Raw genomic sequence first — 23,640 nt, 5'->3', positions numbered from 1 at the left:
TGTTCATAGATCTCTCCATAGCTGTATTTTTCATCTGCCGTTATGGCCTATGACAGCTGTTCTTTTATTTTTTGACGCACTTCTTCGACGGTCTCTTTGTCGATTGGCCGTTTAAAAGCTTTTTCAAGAATATTTTTACTCAGAAAAGCGTCCAGACATTTGGGATCGTCACAGATGTAGGCTCCCCGTCCATTGGCTTTTCCCGTTGGATCATAGAATATTTCATTGTCTTTATTGCAGACAATACGCAGTAGATTTTTCTTTTCAATTTTCGAATGACAAACCACGCAGGTTCTTACGGGCATTTTTTTCATTGCTTCCTCCTGCACACATTATAATATTATATCACAGAGATACCGGATAAATCTTTACTTATTCAAAAAAGTCATCCAGATCCTCTAATTCGTCCGTCATTACCAGGTCGTCCAGTACATTATCAAGGCTTTCGGCATTATCTTCATCAATCTGAATGTCCAGTACCTCATCCAGCTCATTTTTCAGCTCATCCAGAATATCCTCTTCTTCTCCCGCATTTGTATAGTCCGCATCGAAGTCTGGATTTTCTGCCAGCATACGTTCATAGTCGCTTTTGCTCTTGATATCAATTTTCCAGGATGCCAGTTTGGCTGCCAGACGGACGTTCTGTCCCTCTTTACCAATGGCCAGGGATAATTGAAAATCATCGACCACCGCAATGGCGGTCTTTTCGGTTTTATTGGGCAGGATGCGGTAAATCTTTGCAGGACTCAGGGCATTAGACAGGTATTCTCGCACATCATCGCTGTATTTGATGATGTCAATCTTTTCACCGTTGAGCTCGTTAATAATATTCTGAACCCGTATCCCCTTTTGGCCAACACAAGCCCCAACTGGATCAACGGACGAATCATTGGCCTTAACGGCAATCTTGGTTCTTGACCCTGCTTCTCTGGAAATGGACACAATATCCACAATGCCATCATAAATTTCCGGCACCTCGGTCTCAAAGAGCCGCTTCACCAGACCCGGATGGGTTCTGGACAATCTGAGCTGCGGCCCCTTGGTGGTCTTGCGCACCATGAGCAAATAAACCTTTAAACGCTGTCCAGGGTAGTATTTTTCTCCGGGAACCTGTTCCATTGGCGGCATGCAGCCCTCGCTGTTTCCAATATCCACGAACACATTGCCGCGTTCAATACGGTTGATAATTCCCGTCATTACTTCCTCCTGGCGTTCCAGGTATTCGTTATAGACCATGTTGCGTTCAGCTTCCTTGATTCGCTGGACAATAAGCTGTTTTGCATTCTGAGCTGCTATACGTCCAAAATCTCTTGGGGTAATGACTTTACGGTAGACATCTCCAACTTCATAGGTCGGATCAATTTCACGCGCTTCTTCAAGAGATATCTGTGTTTCCAGATTTTCGACATCCTCGACAATATCGCGTGTTGCATAGACGGTAATCTCTCCCGTATCACGGTCGAGCTTTACGTCCACATCCTGGACATTGCCATAGTTTTTTTTGTAGGCGGATTCGATGGACACCTCAATAGCGTCAATCAGTTCCTCCTTATCAATGTTCTTTTCTGCTTCTAAAGCATCAAGAGCTCTCATAAATTCTGCATTCATAACGATTCGCCTTCCTAAAATTCAATTTCCGGAGCAACCTTGGAAACAGCAGACATTTCCAGCTCCATCATTTCTTCAGAGTCAAGCTGTAGGGTCAGCGTTACACCATTGTATCCTTTAAGGATACCGCTTAACTGTTTGCTGCCATTTACCGGTGCGTAGAAACTGACCACAATGCGTTTATCCATATTGCGGGCAAAATCTTTTTCCTTTTTTAAAGGACGGTCAATTCCCGGAGACGAAACCTCTAACAGATAGCTCTGCTCAATGGGGTCTTTTTCATCCATCAGGTCACTGAGCTTACGGCTGACCACTTCGCAGTCATCCAGCCCAATACCGTTCGATCCATCAATATAGGTCGTTAACACCCAGTCCTTTCCGGCTTTTTCAAAGGTAACATCAACACACTCATAGCCCTCAGCTTCTACCACAGGTGCTATAAGCTCCTCCAGCATTGACTCCTTGGATTGTTTCTTCATATATTCTCCTAGATTTTAATAAGCTTCAGAAAATACACAAGAGTGGGTTTCCCCACTCTTGTGAAAGGCTTATTTAGTTTCACAAACAAAACCGAGATGGTTTCAGTTGACAATCAAATCATTTCTGGCTACACTGCCATGATTTCCGCTTCTTTTTCCTTCAGCACACCCTCGATGTTTTTCACTTCATCATCGGTCAGCTTCTGAATTTCTTTTTCGCCCTGGTGCAGTTCATCCTCACTGATCAGACCTTCCTTTTCAGCGTCTTTCAGATCCTGTACAGCTTTACGGCGTATGTTACGCATGGCAACTTTACATTCTTCACCGTACTTCTTGGTTAACTTAACCAGCTCTTTACGGCGTTCTTCCGTCAGCTCCGGCACGATCAGACGAATGATTTTGCCATCGTTAGATGGATTGAAGCCCAGATCGGCGGTCAAAATAGCCTTTTCGATCGCAGAGATCGAGGTGCTGTCATAAGGCTGAATGGTAATCATACGCGCTTCAGGCACTGCCACACTTGCCAGCTGGTTGATGGCTGTCGCCGCACCGTAATAATCAACCGTAACCTTATCCAGAATATGGGGGTTCGCACGGCCTGCTCTCAGACCTCCCAAGCTCTCATTTAGGTTATTCAGGGCTTTCTGCATTTTGTCATTGGCTCTGTCTTTAATTTCGTTTAACATTATTCTGCCTCCTCGATAATTGTTCCGATGATTTCGCCGCGAACGGCTTTCAAAATATTTTCCGGCTGATCCAAACCGAAAACAAGGATTGGTATTTTATTATCCATACACAGGGTGATAGCTGTGGAATCCATAACCTTTAATCCCTGGTTAATAACGTCAATGTAGGTCAGGCGATCATATTTTTTAGCGTCTGGATTCACCTCTGGATCAGAGTCGTAGACCGCGTCCACACTCTTGGCCAAAAGGATCATCTCTGCATCTACCTCTGCTGCACGCAACGCCGCTGTGGTATCCGTCGTAAAGAACGGATTGCCTGTGCCTGCCGCAAAGATAACTACGCGTTTCTTTTCCAGATGTCTGACGGCTTTACGGCGTATATAAGGTTCAGCCACTTCCTTCATTTCAATGGCAGTCTGTACTCTTACCGGTACGCCCATCTGTTCCAAAACATCCTGAAGCGCCAGCGCGTTAATAACAGTGGAAAGCATCCCCATATAATCTGCGGTAGATTTATCCATTCCCTCGCCAAAACGGCCTCTCCAGAAATTGCCTCCGCCTACAACAATCGCGATCTCAACATCCTGTTCAAAAACTTCTTTGACAGATTCACAGATGCGCTGTACCGTCGGTGGATCAATGCCAAAGCCAACCTTACCAGACAGGGCTTCGCCGCTCAGCTTGATAATAATTCTTTTGTATTTCGTCTCCATATAATCCCCCTTCTATTCTTAGTTTGATTATACCTCAGAACCTCCTGTTTTTCAAGAGAAGCTCAGGAATAACCCAAACTGTAAAAAAAGAACACTCGCGTGCTCTTTATCACAAATCTATTCAGGTACCGTTTGTGTCGGCCTACCTTTATGCCAAAGAGCCGACACAATCATGAACTGTCTAATATACAGTCATAATGAACATATCTATTATAGCTTAAAACAGCTGCCTGCGTCAAGCTTCTTTCACAAAAAATTAACGAAAGCAGCTCAAGTCATTATCACTGATCTTCTTTTTGAAGTGTGCTGTGTACATTCAGAGAAAGCCGTCCATCAACAGTCATCTTTCTTCTGTCATAATTTCTCACACACTTTGTCAAAAGACGTTCTATACCAAAGGCAATCACCAACACAGCACCGAGCAGGAGAATGGCTCCAGTATTCAAAGCCATTTCCAGCCCCAACTGATGGCTGAACAAAAAAACTGCGCCAAAATACCCTGCTGCCATCGTGATCATTACAAACAACCGAAGCTTTGTAAATGGAATATTATTTTTCACCACAGCCTGCATACTGATAAGACCCGATATAAAATAAAGTATTGTTGTTTTCTCAATCATCCCGATTTCGAACAGACCTATACCTGATATAAAATTAATCAGTAGAAATGCCATAATAATGGCCGCAGCATTTGGCAAGGCGCTTCGCAATGCTGCCGGCAGAAATTTTTTCCTGATTCTCCGTCCATCTGCTTCAAAAGCTGTTGCAAACGAAGGGTAAGCCTCTATAGCAGCGTCGATCAATGTAATCTGAATCGGAAGGAAAGGAAAGGGAATATTAGCCAGTACACAGATGAGCGTCATGACCACCGAATAAATCGTTTTGATAAAAAAGACACCTGCTGCGCGGGTAACATTATTTACCACACGCCGCCCTTCCAATAAAAGCCCTGGCAGCGCTGAAAAATCAGATTTCAGCAGAACCACCTGCGCGGCTTGTCTGGCTGCATCACTTCCATTTCCCATGGCAATAGAGCAGTCAGCCTCCTTCAATGCCAGAAGGTCATTGACACCATCTCCCGTCATTGCCACAGAATGCCCCTCTGCCTTTAATGCCTGAACCAACTTCTTTTTCTGCTGCGGTGTTGTTCTTCCAAACACCGTATACTTTTCTGCGATTTTTCTAAAATCCGCATCTTCACTTACAGTCATCATGTCAATCGCTTCGTCATAGTTCTTTAGCCGGGCATCCTTCGCAACCATAGATACCGTCACCGGATTATCACCGGATATTACTTTAACCGTGACGCCCTGTTTTCTAAAATAGCTTAAAATTTTGGGTGCACTCTGGCGTATGCAGTCCCGGATGACAATCCCAGCTATGGGAGTCAGCTTCGTTTCGGATAAATTTGTCTGGCTTTTAATTACATCCTCTGTGACGCTGGCGACAAGCACTCTTCTCCCTCTTTTTATCTCCGACTTCATCGCATCCGGCATTTCTCCCTGCAACACTTTTTCCGGTGCTCCAATAACAAATGTGACCCCTTCTTTAAAGGTCATTGCAGCCCACTTTCTTTCGGAGGAAAACGCAACTCTTGAGTACACAGTAAAGGTGCTGTTCTCTTTAAAGTACTCCTTTAGGGCCTGAAAAGTCGCGTTGTTATCATTACTGTATTTCAAGAAAGAGCCCATCAACGGCTCAAGTTTCACTTCCCTGGCAAGTACGTTTTCAAAAATCTGTACACTTTCCACTTCCATCCTCCCCTCCGTTAACGTACCGGTTTTATCAAGGCACAGTACGTCTACGTGAGACAAAGCTTCCAAAGAAAACATATCCTGAATCAAGATTTGATCTTTTGCCAGCTTAATGACACCGCCAGCCAGCGATACACTGATCAGCAGCACTAACCCCTTTGGAAGCATCCCCAACAGGCCGGCCGCGGTGGACACTACCGAAGTAAAAAGCGGATCGCTCCGCAAAATAAAAGCTTCCAAAAACAAGATAATCCCCAAGGGAATAATAAACAGGCTGGTAATGCGGGTTACCTTACGCATGGACTGCATCAGCTCAGAGCTTTGTTCCTTTGCCTGTTTTGCCTCTTGCGCAATTTTAGCCGCATAATTATCATTCCCAACATGAATGACCTTCGCCAGACACCGTCCGCTGACCACACTGCTGCCAGACATCAGCTTATCGCCAATTCCCTTTCCAATTGCGTCCGCCTCCCCTGTCAGGAGTGCCTCGTTTACCTCCATATCACCAGAAAGAACCTCTCCATCACAGCAAATCTGCTGTCCTGCGGTCAATGCCATTATATCATCCTGAACAACCTCTTCCGTCGCGATCGTTTTTTCTTCTCCATCACGCAGCACTGTGACAGAAGGAGCTGAAAGCAGCGATAGCTTTTCGACTGTTTTCTTAGCTTTAAACTCCTGTGCAATACCAATTGCCATATTTAAGATGATGATTCCAATAAACAGCATATTGCTGTAAGCACCAACACAGAAAAGTGCAATGGCAATCAATAAATTCATAAGATTAAACATGGTAAAAACATTTTGTCTGATGATCTCACCCGTTGTTTTAGTCATGGCACTTTGGGTCAGATTCTGCTTACCCTCCTGCACGCGCTGGATTACTTCTTTTTCAGAAAGTCCTTTTACACGATTTTTCTCAGTCATTGACAGCCTCCATTATTTTGCTGTCCTTATTGTACCGAACCTTTCTAACCTGCTGATAAAGAAATTATTAAAAGTTTATTAACATTAAGCTCTCATATCCATTGTTTTTAAAGCACATGATTCCCCGATCTGCACCACATAATACTTTCATAAAACAAAAAAGGCATGCCGCTCTCACAACATGCCTTTTTTCATATTTATTATTCTTTATTTCATCTGTGCAGCTACTTCTTCTGCAAAGTTTTCCTGTTTCTTTTCAATACCTTCGCCTAACTGGAAACGGGCAAAACGTCTGATTTTTACATTTTCACCGATTGCCATGATCTGTTCTTTTACAAGATCTTCAATGGTGATGTCTGGATTTTTAACAAAAGGCTGTTCTAACAGGCAAATTTCTTTATAAAATTTACCGATACGGCCTTCAACCATTTTGTCGACAATTTTTTCTGGCTTGCCTTCATTTAACGCCTGATGTTTCAGGATTTCTTTTTCATGTTCAACTTCCGCTTCCGGAACTTCTTCTTTAGAAACATAGGTTGGGTTCGCAGCGGCAATATGCATTGCAACATCTTTAGCGAAAGCTTTGAAGCCATCAGTTTTAGCAACAAAATCTGTCTCACAGTTGATTTCTACCAAAACGCCGATTTTACCGCCCATATGGATGTATGATTCTACAACACCTTCAGCAGCTACACGGCCAGCTTTTTTATTGGTAGCGGCTAAGCCCTGTTCTCTCAAGTATTCCATTGCTTTTTGGATGTCACCGTCGGTAGCAACCAAAGCTTTTTTGCAGTCCATCATGCCTGCGCCGCTTTTTTCTCTTAATTCTTTAACTAATTTAGCGTCCACGTCTGTATCCTCCTCTAATCAAATGTCAAACCGCTTATTCAGCAGTTACTTCTACTACTTCTTCTACAACGACGTCGCCGGAAGCATCTTCGGCTACAACAGTTTCTTCTACGACAGCTTCTTCAAACTGTTCACCCTGCTTTCCTTCAATAATCGCATCTGCTAATACGCCAAGGATTAAAGCAACGGCGCGGATCGCATCGTCATTTCCAGGAATAACGTAGTCAATTTCATCTGGGTCACAGTTGGTATCGACAATACTAACAATTGGAATACCCAGTTTATGTGCTTCTGCAATGGCAATTCTTTCTTTCTTGCTGTCGATAACGATCATAGCGCCAGGCATTTCTTTCATGTCTTCAATGCCGCCTAAGAATTTCTGCAGTTTTTCACGTTCTCTTTTTAATTTAATAACTTCTTTTTTCGGTAACAGTTCAAAAGTTCCATCTTCTTCCATCGCTTTTAATTCTTTTAAGCGTTCGATACGTTTGCTGATGGTGGTGAAGTTTGTTAAGGTACCACCTAACCAACGGTGGTTAACGCAGAAGCTTCCACTTCTTTTGGCTTCCTTTTCGATGCTGGTCTGAGCCTGTTTTTTGGTACCAACGAATAAAATGCTTTCGCCGTTTGCTGCTACTTCTTTAACGAAGTTACAGGCAACATCGATTTTTTTCACTGTCTGCTGTAAGTCGATGATGTAGATACCATTTCTTTCAGTGAAAATGTAAGGGGCCATTTTAGGGTTCCATCTTCTGGTCTGGTGACCAAAATGTACACCCGCTTCTAATAATTGTTTCATTGTTACTGCTGCCATAATAATTCCTCCTTAGGTTTTTCCTCCATTTTTCTCTCCGGACTCGGCCCACCTGCTCCGCAGGCACCTGCCATTCCTCGAAAAATGTGTGTAATAACAACATACTGCCCTATAATAACATAATTACAGGGCAGTAGCAAGTGTTTTTTCTTAATTTTTTAAAGCAAAAATCTGGAATAGCTGCGTTCACGCTCTGCCGGTTTAAATACAGAGTTGACGTATTCTTTATTGACCACAAAGGTGTCCGCATCATAATCGGACGCATAGAAGGATACTTCCTCAAGCAGCTTTTCAAGGACAGTGTGCAGCCGTCTGGCGCCAATATTTTCCTGTTCCTCGTTCTGAGCAAAGGCAATCTGCGCCAATGTTTCGATGGCGTCGCCCTCAAAAACCAAATCGACATCCTCTGTTTTTAAGAGCTCCTGATATTGGCGGATGGCTGAGTTTTCAGGCTGAGTAAGAATTTGTTTAAAATCCTCCTCTGTCAGGCTGTCCAGCTCGACGGTGATCGGGAAACGCCCCTGCAGCTCAGGAATCATATCGGATATTTTAGCCACATGAAAAGCGCCTGCACCAATAAACAGAATAAAGTCGGTTTTCACCGGACCGTATTTTGTGGTGATGGTGCTGCCCTCAACGATGGGCAGAATATCCCGCTGCACACCCTCGCGTGAGACATCCGGTCCGTTGTTGTTGCCGTTCCCGATAATCTTGTCAATTTCATCAATGAAAATAATCCCATTCTGCTCCGCTTCACGCAGGCCGATTTCCTTGACCTCATCCATGTCGATCAATTTCTGTGCTTCCTGGTTTGTGAAGATCTTGCGCGCGTCCTTGACCTTAACATGACGTTTTTTCTTCTTGGATGGAAGAAAATCGCCGAGAATATCATTGATGTTAATGCTCATATCATCATTCATCCCCGCCATGACACCAATGGTTTTGGAGCCGTCATCCTCCACCTCGATCTCGATAACCTCGTCCTCCATTTTGCCATCGGCCAGGTCCTGTGCAATGGCTTCCCGTTTAATCTGGAGATTCTTTTCTTTTTCAGCTTTTTCAGCTTCCTTAGCCGGATCCGGTGCCTCTGGCTGGGCTGGCTGTTTATTACTCTTCATAAAAATATCGAAGGGTGTCTTAATGGTTTCCTTTTTCTTTTTCATGGGTACCAGAATATCCAGAATCAGTTTATTCGCCCGTTCTTCGGCCTGTTCATAAACTTCCTTCATTTTTTCCTGCTGTACCTTACGGATGGAGGTGGTTACCAGGTCTCGCACCATGGATTCCACATCGCGGCCAACGTATCCCACTTCTGTAAATTTAGTCGCCTCTACTTTAATAAAGGGCGCAGACACCAGCTTGGCAATCCGTCTTGCGATCTCGGTCTTACCGACACCGGTAGGCCCCATCATAATAATGTTCTTTGGTGTGAACTCATCCCGCATTTCCTCTGATAAAAGGCTTCTGCGATAGCGGTTTCTCAGGGCTACCGCCACCGCCTTTTTTGCCGGTTCCTGGCCAATAATATAGCGGTTCAGCTCTTCGACAATTTTTTTAGGCGTTAAATCTTTCATTTCCATAAATTTTACCTCAAATTTATTCTAATTCTTCGACACGGATATTATCATTCGTGTAGACACAGATTTCAGACGCGATCTTAAGGGATTCGTGCGCGATTTCCTTTGCGCTTAAATTGGAATGGCGTTTTAAAGCTCTGGCGGCAGAAAGCGCATAGTTGCCGCCGGAACCAATGGCGGCAATGTCGTCATCCGGCTCAATGACCTCACCGCTGCCAGAAAGCACCAGCGTTTCTTTTTTATCCATAACAATCAAAAGAGCTTCCAGCTTGCGCAGCGCCTTATCCTGGCGCCAGTCTTTTGCCAGCTCAACCGCGGCACGCTGCAGGTTCCCGTTGTACTGTTCAATTTTGTGTTCAAATCGTTCACACAGTGTAAAAGCATCTGCCACTGATCCCGCAAAGCCGACCAGCACCTGATCATTGTAAATTTTTCTGACTTTCTTGGCAGTTGCCTTCATAATGGTCGTTTCACCCATTGTCACCTGGCCGTCACCGGCAATGGCAACCTCGCCATTGTGTCTTACACCAACGATTGTTGTTGCATGAAACATTTTTTATTCCTCATTTCATTATATATTTAATCTAATAGGTCATTTTAGCAATGAATACTTAAATCTGTATATAAATGACGACCGTCCGAAACGGACGGTCATCAGTCTTATGCGTATTTTCTATTGCTGATCCGCTGATTTTTCAAAACCGCATTTGGCGCAGTAAACTTTTTTTCGTTTACCCAGACCTTTCTGGAACATGGTCTGCCCGCATTCCGGACATTTTTCGGCCACTGGCATATCCCAGCTCATATACTCACAGTTCGGGTAATTTGAGCAGGAATAAAAGGTACGTCCCTTTTTAGAGGTACGCTTGACAAGGTCTCCGCCGCATTCTGGACAGATACCACCGGTTTTTTCAAAATAGGGCTTGGTATTCTTGCAGTCCGGGAAACCGGGACAGGCTAAAAATTTGCCGTATTTGCCCTTTTTGATGACCATTCTGCGTCCGCAGAGCTCACAGATCTCATCGGATTCAGGGTCTGCGATGGTAACCTCTGCCGCCGCCTCCTGAGCATGCTCCAGTTCTTTTTTAAAGCCACCATAAAAGCTTTCCAGAAGCTTAACCCAGTCCGTTTCGCCATCGGCTACCTTATCCAGCTTCTCTTCCATCTCTGCGGTAAAGGTCAGATTGACAATATCCTCAAAATATTCCTTCATAAGGTGAGTAACGGTAATCCCCAGCTCCGTGGGCACAAAGTGCTTTTCCACTACCTCAACATAGTCCCTGCTTTTGATGGTGGCGATGGTTGGCGCATAGGTGCTCGGCCTGCCAATCCCCTTTTCTTCGAGAATTTTTACCAGCGAGGCTTCCGTGTAGCGTGCCGGTGGCTTGGTAAATTTCTGTTCTTTATTGATTTTAACAAGGTTTAGTTCCTCGTTATCCTCAAACTCTGGCAGACGGTTTGCTTCTTCCTTCTCTGCTGAGCTGGCTGTGCGGTACACGGCCGTGAAGCCTTTGAATTTCATGATCTCGCCCTTTGTTTTAAAGAGCAGATTTGCACAGGCTACATCCACATCGGTTACGTAATACTCAGCATCTGCCATCTGGCTGGCAACCATACGGTCCCAGATAAGCTTGTACAGCTTATACTGGTCCTTTTCGAGGGAATCGCGCACTTCCTCCGGCAGGTTAAAAACCGATGAAGGACGGATCCCTTCATGGGCATCCTGGACATTTTTCTTTTTCACGGTCTTTTTCGCAGAGCTCTGCTGATAATCTGGACCGTAGTTCGTTTGGATAAAGTCTTTTGCTTCTGCGATGGCTTCATCCGCCAAACGTGTGGAGTCGGTACGGATATAAGAAATCAAACCGACCAGGCCTTTGCCTGCTACCTCGACCCCTTCGTAAAGCTGCTGAGCAATGCGCATGGTGCGCTGTGTCGTAAAGCCCAAAACCTTGTAAGCTTCCTGCTGCAGGGTACTGGTGGTAAAGGGAAGCGGCGGCTTCTGTTTGCGCACACGCTTTTTAACCCCGGCAACCGTAATGGGGTTATGCAGTACTACCTGCTCCAGACGGGCTGCTTCTTCGGCATTCTTGATGGTTTTCTTTTTTCCGTCTTCTGAATAGAAACGGGATAAAAAGATGTTTTTATCCTTATCCTTTTTAAGCTCCAGGTCAAGTCCCCAGTACTCTTCAGGGACAAAGGCCGCAATTTCCTCTTCCCTGTCCACAATAATACGGGTGACAACCGACTGGACACGTCCGCCACTGAGTCCCTTCTTTACTTTTTTCCATAAAAATGGGCTCAGGGAATAGCCGACAAGCCGGTCAAGGATTCTTCTAGCCTGTTGGGAGTCCACAAGGTCCATATCCACCGCGCGCTTGTTTTCAATGGCGGCGTTCACCGCTCTCTTGGTGATTTCATGGAATTCGATCCGGCACTTGGTATCCAGGTCAATGCCCAAAAAATTGGCTACATGCCATGAAATGGCCTCGCCCTCGCGGTCGGGGTCCGTTGCCAGCAGGACGTTATCTGCCTTGTTGGCTTCCTTCTTAATTTTTTTCAGCAGTTCACCTTTTCCCCTGATCTTGATATAATCGGGTTTAAAGTGATCTTCGATGTCAATCCCGATCCGGCTTTTGGGCAGGTCAATCACATGTCCCATGGTTGCTTGCACTTCGTAGCCCTTAGGCAGATATTTTTTTATCGTCTTAGCTTTTGCGGGTGATTCAACAATGACGAGATTTTTTGCCATTGTATTCCTCCTTCAATATATATTTTACCGTTATAACTTGTTTTTATTATGTATGATAAAAGTCAAACAAGCTTCATTATAACAAAGGAATCCTTTTTTTTCAAATTTTGAATACAGAAACCCATAAGGTTTCTCTCTAAAGAATATATACCTTTCCATATTCTACTTTAACACGATCGTCAAGCTCCAGCATCGAAAGGGCGCCATTGACAGCCCCAATACCCATTCCATACACCGCTACCAGTTCATCTACCGTCGTGTATCCCCCGGCAACATAATTTAATATTTTTTTCTGTTCCGGGTCCTCTATTCCCTCAGCGGCTCGCTCGAGACTGATGGGATTATGGAAGCTCTCAATATCCTGAGGCAGCATGTCCACATAATCCTCCAGCACATCCTCAGGTTCTGTTACTACCTTTGCGCCTTCCTTGATAAGCTGGTTACTGCCCGCACTCTGATAACGGGTAATATCACCGGGCACAGCGTAAACATTTTTTCCCTGCTCCAGTGCAAAGTCTGCTGTAATCAGAGCGCCGCTCTTTTCCCGGGCCTCTACCACTAACAGGCCGTCGCACAGGCCGCTGATGATCCGGTTCCTTCTTGGAAAATGAAATTTTAATGGCGATTCATCCATGAAAAACTCTGTGAGGATCAGCCCGTTGTGGACGATCTTTTTGTAAAGGACTTTATGCTTCTCGGGATAGCATACATTGATACCAGTCCCCATGACGGCAATGGTTGAGCCGATCCTATTGCAGCTGCCCAAATGGCTCTCGCCATCGACGCCCTCTGCCAGTCCGCTGACTATGGTAATCCCCATATCGGAAAAGGCTTCTGCCAGTTTACGGGCCTGCTTAAGGCCTGCCGGCGACGCTTTTCGAGAGCCTACGATTCCCAAATACATCGGGCGGTCCAATAGATCAAGATTGCCCTTTGCAAACAGCCCGACTGGCGGATCATAAATATTTTTAAGTCTTTTCGGATAAAGGCTGTTTTCAATGGTTATAAGGCCAATTCCATGGCGTTCCATAAAGCCTTTAGCCTTTGTGGCAAGGTACAAATGCTGCTGGCTTCGGATATATTTACAGTCTTTTTCCTTAACCGCACCAGAAGCCATCAGGCTTTTCTCATCAGCATTGTATATTTTTTCTGGTGTCTCAAAATATTCTAACAGCTTTAGCTTGCGCTTATTTCCAAGATCGGTCAACGACATCAGCCATATCCAGAACAGATCCCTTTCCATATCAATTCCCCTTTTAAAAAATATGATACTTTATCATAACACATATCTTGACATTAATGTTGTATATTTTTAACTTTCTTCTTAAAACACCCTCTTTTGCATATCTATCCCTTTTTATTTGATTCTTTTCTTTTTTGCCGCCCTCCTTTTTTAGTGCTTTCGACTATGGTATAATATAAAAAAGTAATCGCATAGAAAAGAGATACTACATGAATGACCGTGGGTTAAAATCAAAAATATGGCGGCCCATTCTCGCCGCGCTGCTGCTGATATTTATGATCGTCATTATCGCTTATGTCTACACCTCCTATCTGGACCATTTTTTAGAGTCCGAAACTCAAACCACACTAAAAGAGCTGTCCCAGCAGTCTGCCAACACCATCCAGAATCGGCTGCGGGGTGACTTTAATACGCTGGATGCAATCGCCACCTACATCGGCAATGATTCGCCGGACAATATTCTGGGCGCCCTTCCTGTTTTGAAACAGGAGAATGACCGCAATTCTTTTAAACGCATGGGAATCATCACCCCTGACGGTATCGCCCATACGACCGACGGTTACGATGAAGATTTTTCTGACCGGAATTATTTTTATAAAGCGTTAGAAGGCGAAACCGTTGTTTCTGGTATTCTGACGGATAAATTCGGCGGAGAACCCATCACGGTCTATGCCGCGCCAATCCGTTCAGGCGGTAATGCGCTCGGCGTACTCTTCGCGACCAACGCCATCAGCCAATACAGCAACGTTCTCTCCGTAACAAGCTTTGACGGCAAAGGCTATTCCTATATCATAAACGATAGCGGAGACATCATCATCCGTTCTAATCATCCCGGCAGTAACCAGGATATCGAAACTATTACGGAGCTCAGCTACTCAGATGATAAAACGCGTAACAAAGTGCTGGAGGCTCTGGATTCCCGCGAGACCTGTGTTGCAGAATACCGTCATAACGGGGAGCCTTACTATTTCAGCATCGCTCCAGTAGATACCAATAATTGGAATGTATTAATTGTAGTCCCCAAAAGCGTCGTCTCAGAAAAATCCAGCCAGATTATTCAATCGACCCTTTTAACCTGGGGTGTTATTCTGTTTTTCTTTACTGCCCTGATCGTATATATTGAAATCCATCAGAGAAAGAGCCGCCGTGAGCTTAAACGCATGGCTTATACGGATGACATTACAGGCTTTTCCAATTTTAACCGGTTTATTCTTGACAGTGAGCACTGGTTAGGAGGAAAGGAGCATCTTCAATACGCAATCGTCAGCTTCGACATTGATAAATTCAAGGCTATAAATGATCTTTATGGTTTTCAAAGTGGTAACCGGCTGCTGGCCGCCATGTCTGAAACCATCGCCAGCCATCTGGGTAGCAAAGAAACTTTTTGCCGTGTCGCCTCTGATGATTTTGCGCTTCTGCTTCACTATAAAACCACTGAGGCTCTAACTGACCGCTTGAATTCCTTAAGAGAGCAGCTGGCCTGCCAGGATTTTGATATTCCCTTTACCCTGTCTTTTGGTGTTTATCTGGTTCAGGAGGACCACCTCACGGTTAACCATATGTATGACCGGGCGGATATGGCTCGTAAATCCATTAAAGGTGCCAACGGCAATGGTATTGCTTATTTTGACACCGTTATGCGCAATCAGATTCTTCGGGAAAGAAAAATCGAAAATCAGATGGATGAGGCGCTGGCCTCAAAACAGTTTAATGTCTATCTTCAGCCTAAGTACTCTCTTAAAACCTTACAGCCCGTTGGCGCTGAGGCCCTGGTCCGCTGGCTTCACCCTGAAAAAGGACTGATACCGCCAGCCGAGTTTATTCCTCTCTTTGAAAAAAACAATTTTGTCATTAAACTGGATTTCTTTATGTTTGAATCCATCTGTAAACAGCAGCGTATTTGGATGGATCAGGGGTTGGCACCGCTGCTGATATCTGTTAATTTCTCCAGAAAGCACTTAAGCCATTCCGATTTTGCTGAGAATCTTATGGCTGTTGTCAGAAAATATGACGTGCCGCCAAGCTGTTTGGAGCTTGAGGTAACTGAAAGTGCAGTTTTTGACAATATTGACGTGCTCGCTTCTGTTTTTAAGGCGCTTAATGACTTTGGGTTTAAGATCTCGATTGATGATTTTGGAACTGGCTACTCCTCATTGAATCTGTTAAAGGAGCTGCCTGTGGATGTCTTAAAAATGGACAAAGAATTTTTCAACGAGACGACGCTGTCACACCGAGGAGAAAAAGTTGTGGAGAGTGTTATCCAGATGGCCCATTCGCTCGATATTAAGGTAGTAGCCGAGGGGGTCGAGACACAGGAGCAGATCGACTTTTTGAAAAAAATCGGCTGTGATATTATTCAGGGATATTATTTTGCAAAACCGATGCCAGTCAAAGATTTTGCCAGCCTGGTTTACAGGACGCGATAAAAAAAGGTGAGTATCCAGAACGGTTCTGGACACTCGCCTTTTTAATTATCCTTCGGGACTAAAACTTCGGTATTGTACTGCCTCTGACAGATGGGCAGCCTTTATTTCGACAGCGCCTTCCAAATCTGCAATGGTTCTGGCCAGCTTGAGAATACGGTGGTATCCTCTGGCGCTGAGATTCATTTTCTTATAAATCTTTTCCATGAGCTGCTTTTCAGGCATTCCGAGCTCACAATACTTTTCGATATGCCTCGGTGAAAGCTGGGCATTGAAGTAAAGACCCTTCTCCTCACCATATCGCCTGTTTTGCACAGCGCGTGCCGCATTTACCCGAACTTTGATATCCGCAGAGCTCTCACCTTTTGGTGCTGTCTCAAGCGCGTCAAAATCCATGGCCGGTACTTCAATTTTTATATCAATTCTATCCAAAAGTGGCCCGGATATTTTCCCGGCATAACGGTGTATCTCACTGGTACTGCAGCGGCATTCATGGGTTGGATCACCGTAATAACCGCAGGGACAGGGGTTCATACTGGCAATCATCATAAATGAGGCCGGATAGGTCAGCGAAGCGTTGACTCTTGAAATGGTGACCTGCTGGTCTTCAATGGGCTGCCTCAAAACCTCCAGCGCGCTCTTTTTAAATTCTGGCAGTTCGTCCAAAAACAATACGCCCAGGTGCGCCAGAGATACCTCACCCGGCTTAGGGATTCGTCCCCCACCAATCAGTGAGATGTTTGAAATGGTGTGGTGCGGTGAACGGAAAGGCCTTTCGGTCATTACCTGCGCATCGCGCAGAAGCCCGGCCACTGAATAAATCTTCGTGACTTCCAGCGTCTCCTCTACTGTCATATCCGGCAGAATTGACGGGAATGCCTTTGCCATCATCGATTTTCCTGCTCCAGGCGGCCCGCTCAGCAAAAGATTATGAGCGCCTGCGGCGGCAATTTCAAAGGCCCTCTTTGCGTGCTCCTGTCCCCGTATCTCTGAGAAGTCTGTCTCACAGTTGTGCGTGTTGGTTCTTTTGAACAACGCGTCAATGTTCACCGTGCAGGGTGCTTTACAGCACTCACCGGACAGATGCGCTGCCGCCTCTGCCACACTCACCACAGGAAGAATTTCAATTCCCTCAACCACCGCTGCTTCATACTGGTTCGCCGAAGGGATCATGATTTTTTTAAAGCCATGATCCCGTGCGGCCAGGACCATGGGCAGAATACCATTGATCGCCTTAATCTCACCGCTCAGAGAGAGCTCTCCCAAGATTACATAGCTTTCAATATCAACGGGCTCCAACTGCTCCGAAGCCATCAGAAGCCCAAGAGCGATGGGCAGATCATAGGCCGGGCCTTCCTTCTTAAGGTCTGCCGGCGCCAGATTGATGGTGATTTTTTTCATCGGATAGCTGTAGCCGCTGTTTTTCAGGGCAGAGTAAACCCGCTCCTTCGACTCCTTAACGCCCGTGTCTGGAAGTCCCACCAGCACATAGGAGGGCAGGCCGTTTAGTACATCAATCTCTACTGTAACAATCTGACCCTCAATCCCTAAAAGGCTGCAGCTGTGAATCTGGGAAAGCATGATCGCTATTCCTTACCGTTCCAGCAATAGGTACAGACCTTACAGGGATCGATACCGATGGACTCGATCATATCCTCCAGCTCATGATATTTGAGTGAAGTAAATTTAAGCCGCTTACAGATCGTGTCAACCATTTCCTTATGATTCTGAGAATTCTGGTCTGCATAATCTGCTACGACCTCTGCGTCATTATCTCCCTCACGTTCACGGATAATACGGCGGGTGATCAAATCATATTCTGACGTTGAACGCGAAAAATTCAGGTACTTGCAGCCATACATAATCGGCGGACAGGCTGAGCGGACATGCACCTCCCTGGCACCGTTGTTAAACAGGTGGCTGGCGGTATCACTCATCTGCGTTCCGCGCACAATGGAGTCATCAATAAACAAAAGTCTTTTATCCCTGATCAGGGCATCGACTGAAATAAGCTTCATCTTAGCGATAAGATGCCGCATGCTCTGTGTTGGCGGCATAAAGCTTCTTGGCCAGGTGGGGGTGTACTTAATCAGCGGTCTTGAAAACGGAATGCCTGACTCGTTGGCATAGCCGATGGCATGTGCAATTCCGGAATCCGGAACCCCGGCGACTGAATCAACTGGCACATCGGTGTCACGTTTTGCCAGAGCTTCGCCACAGCGGTAGCGCATTGCCTCCACATTTACCCCCTCATAGGTGGAGGTTGGGTAACCGTAATAAGTCCACAGGAAGGCGCAGATTTTCATCTCCTTACCTGCCGGCGATACCGTCTCATATCCGTCAGCTGTAATATAAACTATTTCATTTGGTCCCAGCTCATAAGCGTCACTGTAGCCAAGGTTTTGATAAGCAAAGGATTCAAAGGACGCACAATAACCATCATCCCTCTTACCGATAATCAGAGGCGTTCTCCCCAGGCGGTCTCTGGACGCGTAAATGCCGTCCTTCGTCATAATGAGCATGGTCAGGGAACCATCCACCATTTCCTGTGCTGCTTTAATCCCATCCAGAAGGTTATCCCTGGCGGCAATGATTGAAGCGACCAGTTCAGTGGCATTTACCTTTCCACTGCTCATTTCCATAAAATGGGCACGGTGCTTGGACAATACCCGCTCCACAATATCATCGGCGTTGTTAATCCGGCAAACGGTGGTCAATACAAAATTGCCGTAATGCGCGCGGACAATAAGCGGCTGCGGGTCGCTGTCACTGATACAGCCAATACCGATCTGGCCTTTCATTTCCTGTACATCGCGTTCAAACTTTGTACGGAAGGGTGAATTCTCTATATTATGAATCGCCCGGTCAAAGCCTTCTTCATGATCGTAGACGGCCATGCCTCCTCTGCGGGTTCCCAAATGTGAATGATAATCTGTTCCGAAAAATAAATCTTCTACACAGTCTTTTTTAGATACAACTCCAAAAATTCCTCCCAAAGTCTTTCTCCTCCACTTTATTCATGTTATCAAAAAATTCCATAGTACTATTATATACTAAGGCCCTGTTAATAAAAAGCCCTAACCAGAAAAAAACCTCTCCGGTTTTCCAGAGAGGCTTATGTTCTTATTGCTTATTTATCGTCGTCTTCGTCATCGAATGACAGACCTTCAAAAAGATTACCAAAAGCATCACCTAAGGTTACATTAGCTGATTCTTCATAAACAGTTTTATTCTTATTCTGTTGTGGTCTTCTTCTTGGCGCGTCAGATCTTGGTGAAGAGGATCTTTCATAAGAAGAATCTGATTTTTTCTGTCTTGCAGGTCTTTCAGGTGCTTCTAAGGTTGCTTTGATGCTCAGGCTGATTTTTTCTTTTTCAGTATTGATACCAATGATTTTAACCTTAACAACATCGCCTGGTTTCAGAACAGCTGCAACAGATTCTACTCGATCATAGCTGATTTCAGAAACGTGGATTAAGCCCTCAACGCCTGGCAGAATTTCAGCGAAAGCACCAAAATCCAGTACGTTTGTGATCTTAACTTCAACTTCGTCATCCACTTTATAGTTTTTAACGAATTCTTCCCAAGGTCTTTCTTTAAGAGCCTTAACGCTCAGTTTGATCTTCTTGTCTTCGTCGTTCTTGGAAATAACCTTTGCTTCGATTTCCTGACCTTTTTCTACCAGGTCTTTTGGTTCGTTAGCTCTTTCCCAGGTTAAATCAGAACGGTGTACAAAACCATCAATTCCGTTTAAGTCTACGAAGATACCAAAGTTAGTGATGGTTTTAACGGTACCGCCCACGATATCGCCGACTTCAAGCTCGTCAAAACGTTTTTCTTTGGCTTCTCTTAAAGCAGCCTGTTTTTCTTTGATTTCTTTTTCAAGAATAACCTTCTGTGATAAGATGGCTCTTCTTCTCTTTGCATTGTAGTCAATGATGATACCTTTAACGTCTTCGCCGATTAAAGATTCAAGATCTTTGACATAACGCACATGATACTGGGATGCTGGCATGAAGATATCTGTAAACCCGATATCAACAATGAGACCACTGCCCGATACGCCTTTTACTTTACCTTCTAAAACAGTTTTATTTTCAAAGGCTTCTGCTAACTGACGCTGAACTGCCTGATTGTCATATTTGATCTTAGACAATTTAACACTGCCAGAACCGTCATTTAAGTCGGTCACAATAGCATTGACTTTATCACCAAGTTTGACAAGGTCTGCCAGTTCTTCATCATGTTTCCATGTGAAGTCATTCTTCTTAATGACTGCATCTGCCTTGTATCCAATATTCAAAATAACTTCATCATTGTCAATGTGAATTACTTCACCTTCTACTGGGGCACCCTTTCTGATTGGTTTGAGGGATTCTTCAATTTCAGCTGCGAAATCGAAATTAGCGTCTGCAATTTCGTTTGCTGTCTGCACTTTAGCAGCTTCTGTTTCCTGAACCACCTCTTGAGTTTGTTCTTGTTCCAATTTGTTTTCTTCCATACTTTCCGTTACCTCCTTAACGATCCAATCCGGTGTTGATGCGCCCGCTGTGATTCCGATGGTTTGATACTTCTTAATCTCATTAGGGTCTAATTCTCCGGCTGTTTCTATATGACAAGTGTTTTTGCAATAGGTCTTACAGATATCTAATAATTTTTGGGTATTGGAACTATGATATCCGCCTATTACGATCATATATTCTACTACCTTTGCAGTTTCTGCCGCAGCCGCTTGTCTTTCAGCTGTTGCACTGCAAATAGTATTAAATATAACAATTTCATCCGCTTTTGACTTCAGGGCTTCTGTAATTTTGTTGAAATTAGCCTCAATGATCGTCGTCTGCGCCACTACACATATTTTATCATATTTTTTTAAATTTTCTACACTTTTTATGTCGTTTATAACAATTGCTTCGTTATTGCACCAGCCTGTAGCGCCAACGACCTCCGGGTGATCCCGATTGCCGACAATGACAATCTGGTAGCCCTTTTCGTAGTAATCCTCAACTTTTTTCTGCATCGCCCTCACAAAAGGACATGTTGCGTTGACAATTTCAAGGCCCTTGGCCTCAGCCGCCTCAATCACATCCTTCCCCACACCGTGAGAACGAATGATGACGCAGCCATGGTCTATTTCATCGATGGTCTCCGCCTTGACAACCCCTCGGCCGATCAGCCGATCCATTTCCTGACGGTTATGGGATATATCCCCCAGGGTATAGATTGATTGATTCTGGTGGTTTGCCAGAGTATCCTCGACCATTTTCATGGCATTTTCAATTCCGAAGCAGTAGCCTGCCTTATCGGCAATGATAATCTGCATAGTCTATCTCCATTATTTTATTGTAAATCATAGACAATGTCCATAATTTTTTCACTTATTTTTGACATTTCTTCAGGTTTCACTTTTTTTCCATAATATTCGTTTAATTCAATGGGTTTTCCGAATTTTATGTTTATTTTACCTCTAAATTTGTATTCACCTTCAATATGTACCGGCAGGATGGGAGACTTGGTTTTTAGGGCAAACACCACGAAACCTTCCATTGGTTTCCTGCGTTCGCCGTTTTTTACACGGGTCCCCTCCGGGAAAATGCCCAGAATCTCACCATTTTTGAGAACTCTTAAGGATTCCTTTAGTGTTTCCAATGAAACCTTTCCCCTGTCGACTGGAATGGTGCCCACGGCAAGCAGCACCTTTCTGACAATAAAATTTTTATAAAGCTCGGCCTTGGCCATAAAATGCACCTGGCGCTTCATATGGGTCGCCACTGCCAGAGGGTCATAATTACTGATATGATTGGGGCAAAGGACAACTCCGCCTGTCTCCGGGATGTTTTCTTCCCCTTCCACATGGATGTTATACAGAATAAGGTTTAAAAGCTTGATAAGGGCTCTTCCGAATCTATAAAACATGGGCCTTTCCTCCCCGGATATTATCTAAGATTACCTGGCAGACTTCATCGATGCTTTTGCCTGTCGTATCGACCACAATGGCATCCTCTGTACAGACCAGCGGCCCTTCATCACGGTGGCTGTCATTGTAATCGCGAACCGCAATACTTTCACGGATACTGTCAAAATCCTGATCGATTCCCCTGGACTGCTGCTCAATGGCGCGCCGTCTGGCGCGTTCATCAATGCTGGCATCCAGATAAAACTTATAGTCTGCCTCTGGAAGCACAACAGATCCGATATCTCTGCCGTCCATAATAACAGAATGGCTGCCTGCAATGCTCTGCTGCTGGCCGACCAGCAGTCTGCGGACTTCACCAATACAGGCAACATCTGACGTGTGCCTGCTGACAAAGGGCAGGCGGATCTCTTCTGTAACCTTCTCTCCGCTCAGATAAACATCTTTCCCTTTAAAATCGATGGTGTTCTCTTTTGTAAATTTGGCGATGGCTTTCTGATCCGAAAAATCCATTTTATTTTTCCAGACACCATAGGTGATGGCACGGTACATGGCGCCAGTATCTAAATAAAGAATACCCAATTCCTTTGCAATTATTTTCGCAATGGTACTTTTTCCTGCCCCGGCGGGGCCGTCAATCGCAATTTGCATAAAGCTCTCCTCAATCTTCTCCCGATAAGCCTGCCAGCCATCCGGTACTGGCGGCAATCTGTATGTTAAATCCTCCGGTCAGGGCGTCGACGTCAATCATTTCGCCGGCAAAATAAAGCCCCCGGACAAGTTTTGATTCCATGGTGCCCGGGTCGATCTCTTTGACGTCCACTCCGCCAGAGGTGATAATGGCGGTATTGATATCCTGAAGCGAGGTCACGTGGAGCACCAGCCCTTTAAAAAGCTCTGCCAGATGCCTGCGTTCCTCCCGCGTGATCTGATTCACCTTTTTATCTTCTGGAATCCCTGAACATTTTACCATAACCGGAATCATTTTTGAAGGTAATAAATCAACTAAACCGTTAATAAAATGCTTGTTATGGTATTTTTCAAAGTCACGCTGCAGCCGCGCATCCATCTGTTCCATGCTGAGAGCAGGCTTCAAATCAATGGTCAATGTATAGTCCTCATATGGCGGCTTCATAAAAGCACTCATGGTAAGTACCAGCGGACCGGAAACACCAAAATGGGTGAAGAGCATCTCCCCTGCCTCTTGGCGGATCTTTTTCCTGCCCTGTTTCATGGTCAGCCCCACATTGCGAAGGGAGAGGCCCTGCAGCTCCGGCACCCATGCCTCCTGGGTATTAACACCCACCAGTGACGGCCTCAGCGGTGTTACCCGGTGCCCGAGCGCTCTGGCTATTTTAAAGCCGGAGCCGTCAGAACCTGTTGAGATATAGCTTCTGCCGCCGGTGGCTAGGATGACCCGATCATAGTTTTCGATTCTTCCATTTTCAAAACGGATACCTGTAACCCTTGCCCCATCATCGCCCTTTATTGTCTCGATGGCGGCAATGCGCTGGTTCAGGAAAACCTGTGCCCCTTCGCGCTCCAGAATTTTCCTGTAGGTTTTAATGACATCGCTGGACTTGTCACTCTTTGGAAAGACCCGCTCGCCCCGCTCAATTTTAAGGGGACAGCCGTTTTCTTCCATCAAATCCATGAGCGCGTCATTGGTAAAGGTATAGAGGGCTGAATAAAGGAAATTCTTGTTGGTGACAATGCTGTCAAAAAATTCACTGATATCACAGTGATTGGTCAGATTGCACCGGCCTTTGCCGGTAATGTACAGCTTTTTGCCCAGCTTTTCATTCTGGTCATAAAGGTCTGCCTGCTGGCCTGAGCGCAGCGCGGCAATGGCTGCGGCCATCCCTGCCGGTCCGCCGCCGATAATGGCTGTTTTTTTCATT

At 45.1% G+C, this 23,640-nt stretch carries 19 protein-coding genes; 1 reads left to right on the top strand and 18 read right to left on the bottom strand.

Annotation, left to right across the window (positions count from 1 at the left end):
• Positions 1-47 precede the first annotated feature (47 nt).
• From rnpM to dprA, 12 genes are all read right to left on the bottom strand, one after another.
• Positions 48-314: an RNase P modulator RnpM gene (rnpM, locus tag FYJ53_RS19615; RefSeq protein WP_013380781.1), complete on the bottom strand. Its 267-nt coding sequence runs from the start codon at positions 312-314 to the stop codon at positions 48-50.
• Positions 315-372: 58 nt separating this feature from the next.
• Positions 373-1,608, bottom strand: coding sequence for a transcription termination factor NusA (gene nusA / locus FYJ53_RS19610; RefSeq protein ID WP_013380782.1), 1,236 nt, complete (start codon positions 1,606-1,608; stop codon positions 373-375).
• A gap of 14 nt (positions 1,609-1,622) precedes the next feature.
• Positions 1,623-2,087 carry a ribosome maturation factor RimP gene (gene rimP, locus FYJ53_RS19605; protein WP_148430030.1) on the bottom strand — a complete coding sequence of 155 codons (465 nt, stop codon included), beginning with the start codon at positions 2,085-2,087 and terminating at the stop codon, positions 1,623-1,625.
• Between the two features lie 128 nt (positions 2,088-2,215).
• Positions 2,216-2,773 (bottom strand): ribosome recycling factor, encoded by a 558-nt coding sequence (gene frr, locus FYJ53_RS19600; protein ID WP_013380784.1) that lies wholly within the window; start codon positions 2,771-2,773, stop codon positions 2,216-2,218.
• On the bottom strand, positions 2,773-3,486 hold the full coding sequence (gene pyrH, locus FYJ53_RS19595; protein ID WP_148430029.1) for a UMP kinase: 714 nt from the start codon (positions 3,484-3,486) through the stop codon (positions 2,773-2,775). The genes frr and pyrH overlap by 1 nt, the downstream gene beginning before the upstream one ends.
• A gap of 281 nt (positions 3,487-3,767) precedes the next feature.
• Positions 3,768-6,167 carry a cation-translocating P-type ATPase gene (locus FYJ53_RS19590; RefSeq protein WP_148430027.1) on the bottom strand — a complete coding sequence of 800 codons (2,400 nt, stop codon included), beginning with the start codon at positions 6,165-6,167 and terminating at the stop codon, positions 3,768-3,770.
• A 207-nt stretch (positions 6,168-6,374) separates the two neighbouring features.
• Positions 6,375-7,016 (bottom strand): translation elongation factor Ts, encoded by a 642-nt coding sequence (gene tsf, locus FYJ53_RS19585; protein ID WP_013380800.1) that lies wholly within the window; start codon positions 7,014-7,016, stop codon positions 6,375-6,377.
• A gap of 34 nt (positions 7,017-7,050) precedes the next feature.
• Positions 7,051-7,830, bottom strand: coding sequence for a 30S ribosomal protein S2 (gene rpsB, locus FYJ53_RS19580; protein ID WP_013380801.1), 780 nt, complete (start codon positions 7,828-7,830; stop codon positions 7,051-7,053).
• 158 nt (positions 7,831-7,988) lie between these two features.
• On the bottom strand, positions 7,989-9,404 hold the full coding sequence (hslU, locus tag FYJ53_RS19575; RefSeq protein WP_207707267.1) for an ATP-dependent protease ATPase subunit HslU: 1,416 nt from the start codon (positions 9,402-9,404) through the stop codon (positions 7,989-7,991).
• 22 nt (positions 9,405-9,426) lie between these two features.
• The gene (gene hslV, locus FYJ53_RS19570; protein WP_013380803.1) at positions 9,427-9,960 is read right to left on the bottom strand and encodes an ATP-dependent protease subunit HslV; all 534 of its coding nucleotides are present in this window, start codon (positions 9,958-9,960) and stop codon (positions 9,427-9,429) included.
• Positions 9,961-10,080: 120 nt separating this feature from the next.
• The gene (gene topA, locus FYJ53_RS19565; protein ID WP_148430023.1) at positions 10,081-12,159 is read right to left on the bottom strand and encodes a type I DNA topoisomerase; all 2,079 of its coding nucleotides are present in this window, start codon (positions 12,157-12,159) and stop codon (positions 10,081-10,083) included.
• A 136-nt stretch (positions 12,160-12,295) separates the two neighbouring features.
• Positions 12,296-13,402, bottom strand: a complete 1,107-nt coding sequence (dprA, locus tag FYJ53_RS19560) for a DNA-processing protein DprA (RefSeq protein ID WP_148430022.1) — start codon at positions 13,400-13,402, stop codon at positions 12,296-12,298.
• A gap of 209 nt (positions 13,403-13,611) precedes the next feature.
• Here dprA and FYJ53_RS19555 point away from each other — a divergent pair, with 209 nt between their 5' ends.
• A complete protein-coding gene (locus FYJ53_RS19555; protein WP_148430020.1) occupies positions 13,612-15,828 on the top strand; it encodes an EAL domain-containing protein in 2,217 nt (738 codons plus the stop codon).
• 45 nt (positions 15,829-15,873) lie between these two features.
• Here the strand turns inward: FYJ53_RS19555 and FYJ53_RS19550 are convergent, their stop codons facing one another.
• The 6 genes from FYJ53_RS19550 to FYJ53_RS19525 form a co-directional block, all read right to left on the bottom strand.
• Positions 15,874-17,406, bottom strand: coding sequence for a YifB family Mg chelatase-like AAA ATPase (locus FYJ53_RS19550; protein WP_148430018.1), 1,533 nt, complete (start codon positions 17,404-17,406; stop codon positions 15,874-15,876).
• A 5-nt stretch (positions 17,407-17,411) separates the two neighbouring features.
• Complete coding sequence (locus FYJ53_RS19545; RefSeq protein WP_090412812.1) at positions 17,412-18,821, bottom strand: amidophosphoribosyltransferase; 1,410 nt, start codon at positions 18,819-18,821, stop codon at positions 17,412-17,414.
• Positions 18,822-18,955: 134 nt separating this feature from the next.
• Complete coding sequence (locus FYJ53_RS19540; RefSeq protein WP_090412815.1) at positions 18,956-21,148, bottom strand: bifunctional 4-hydroxy-3-methylbut-2-enyl diphosphate reductase/30S ribosomal protein S1; 2,193 nt, start codon at positions 21,146-21,148, stop codon at positions 18,956-18,958.
• Between the two features lie 17 nt (positions 21,149-21,165).
• Complete coding sequence (locus FYJ53_RS19535; protein WP_090412819.1) at positions 21,166-21,741, bottom strand: 1-acyl-sn-glycerol-3-phosphate acyltransferase; 576 nt, start codon at positions 21,739-21,741, stop codon at positions 21,166-21,168.
• Positions 21,731-22,390, bottom strand: coding sequence for a (d)CMP kinase (gene cmk / locus FYJ53_RS19530; RefSeq protein ID WP_148430017.1), 660 nt, complete (start codon positions 22,388-22,390; stop codon positions 21,731-21,733). Before cmk ends, FYJ53_RS19535 begins: the two co-directional genes overlap by 11 nt.
• Before the next feature lie 10 nt (positions 22,391-22,400).
• Complete coding sequence (locus tag FYJ53_RS19525; RefSeq protein ID WP_148430015.1) at positions 22,401-23,639, bottom strand: NAD(P)/FAD-dependent oxidoreductase; 1,239 nt, start codon at positions 23,637-23,639, stop codon at positions 22,401-22,403.
• Position 23,640 lies beyond the last annotated feature (1 nt).

This window comes from Eubacterium sp. BL-380-WT-2B (genome assembly GCF_009696115.1).
In the GTDB taxonomy this organism is placed as follows: domain Bacteria; phylum Bacillota; class Clostridia; order Eubacteriales; family Eubacteriaceae; genus Eubacterium; species Eubacterium callanderi.
This window is presented reverse-complemented; position numbering and strand designations above follow the sequence as displayed.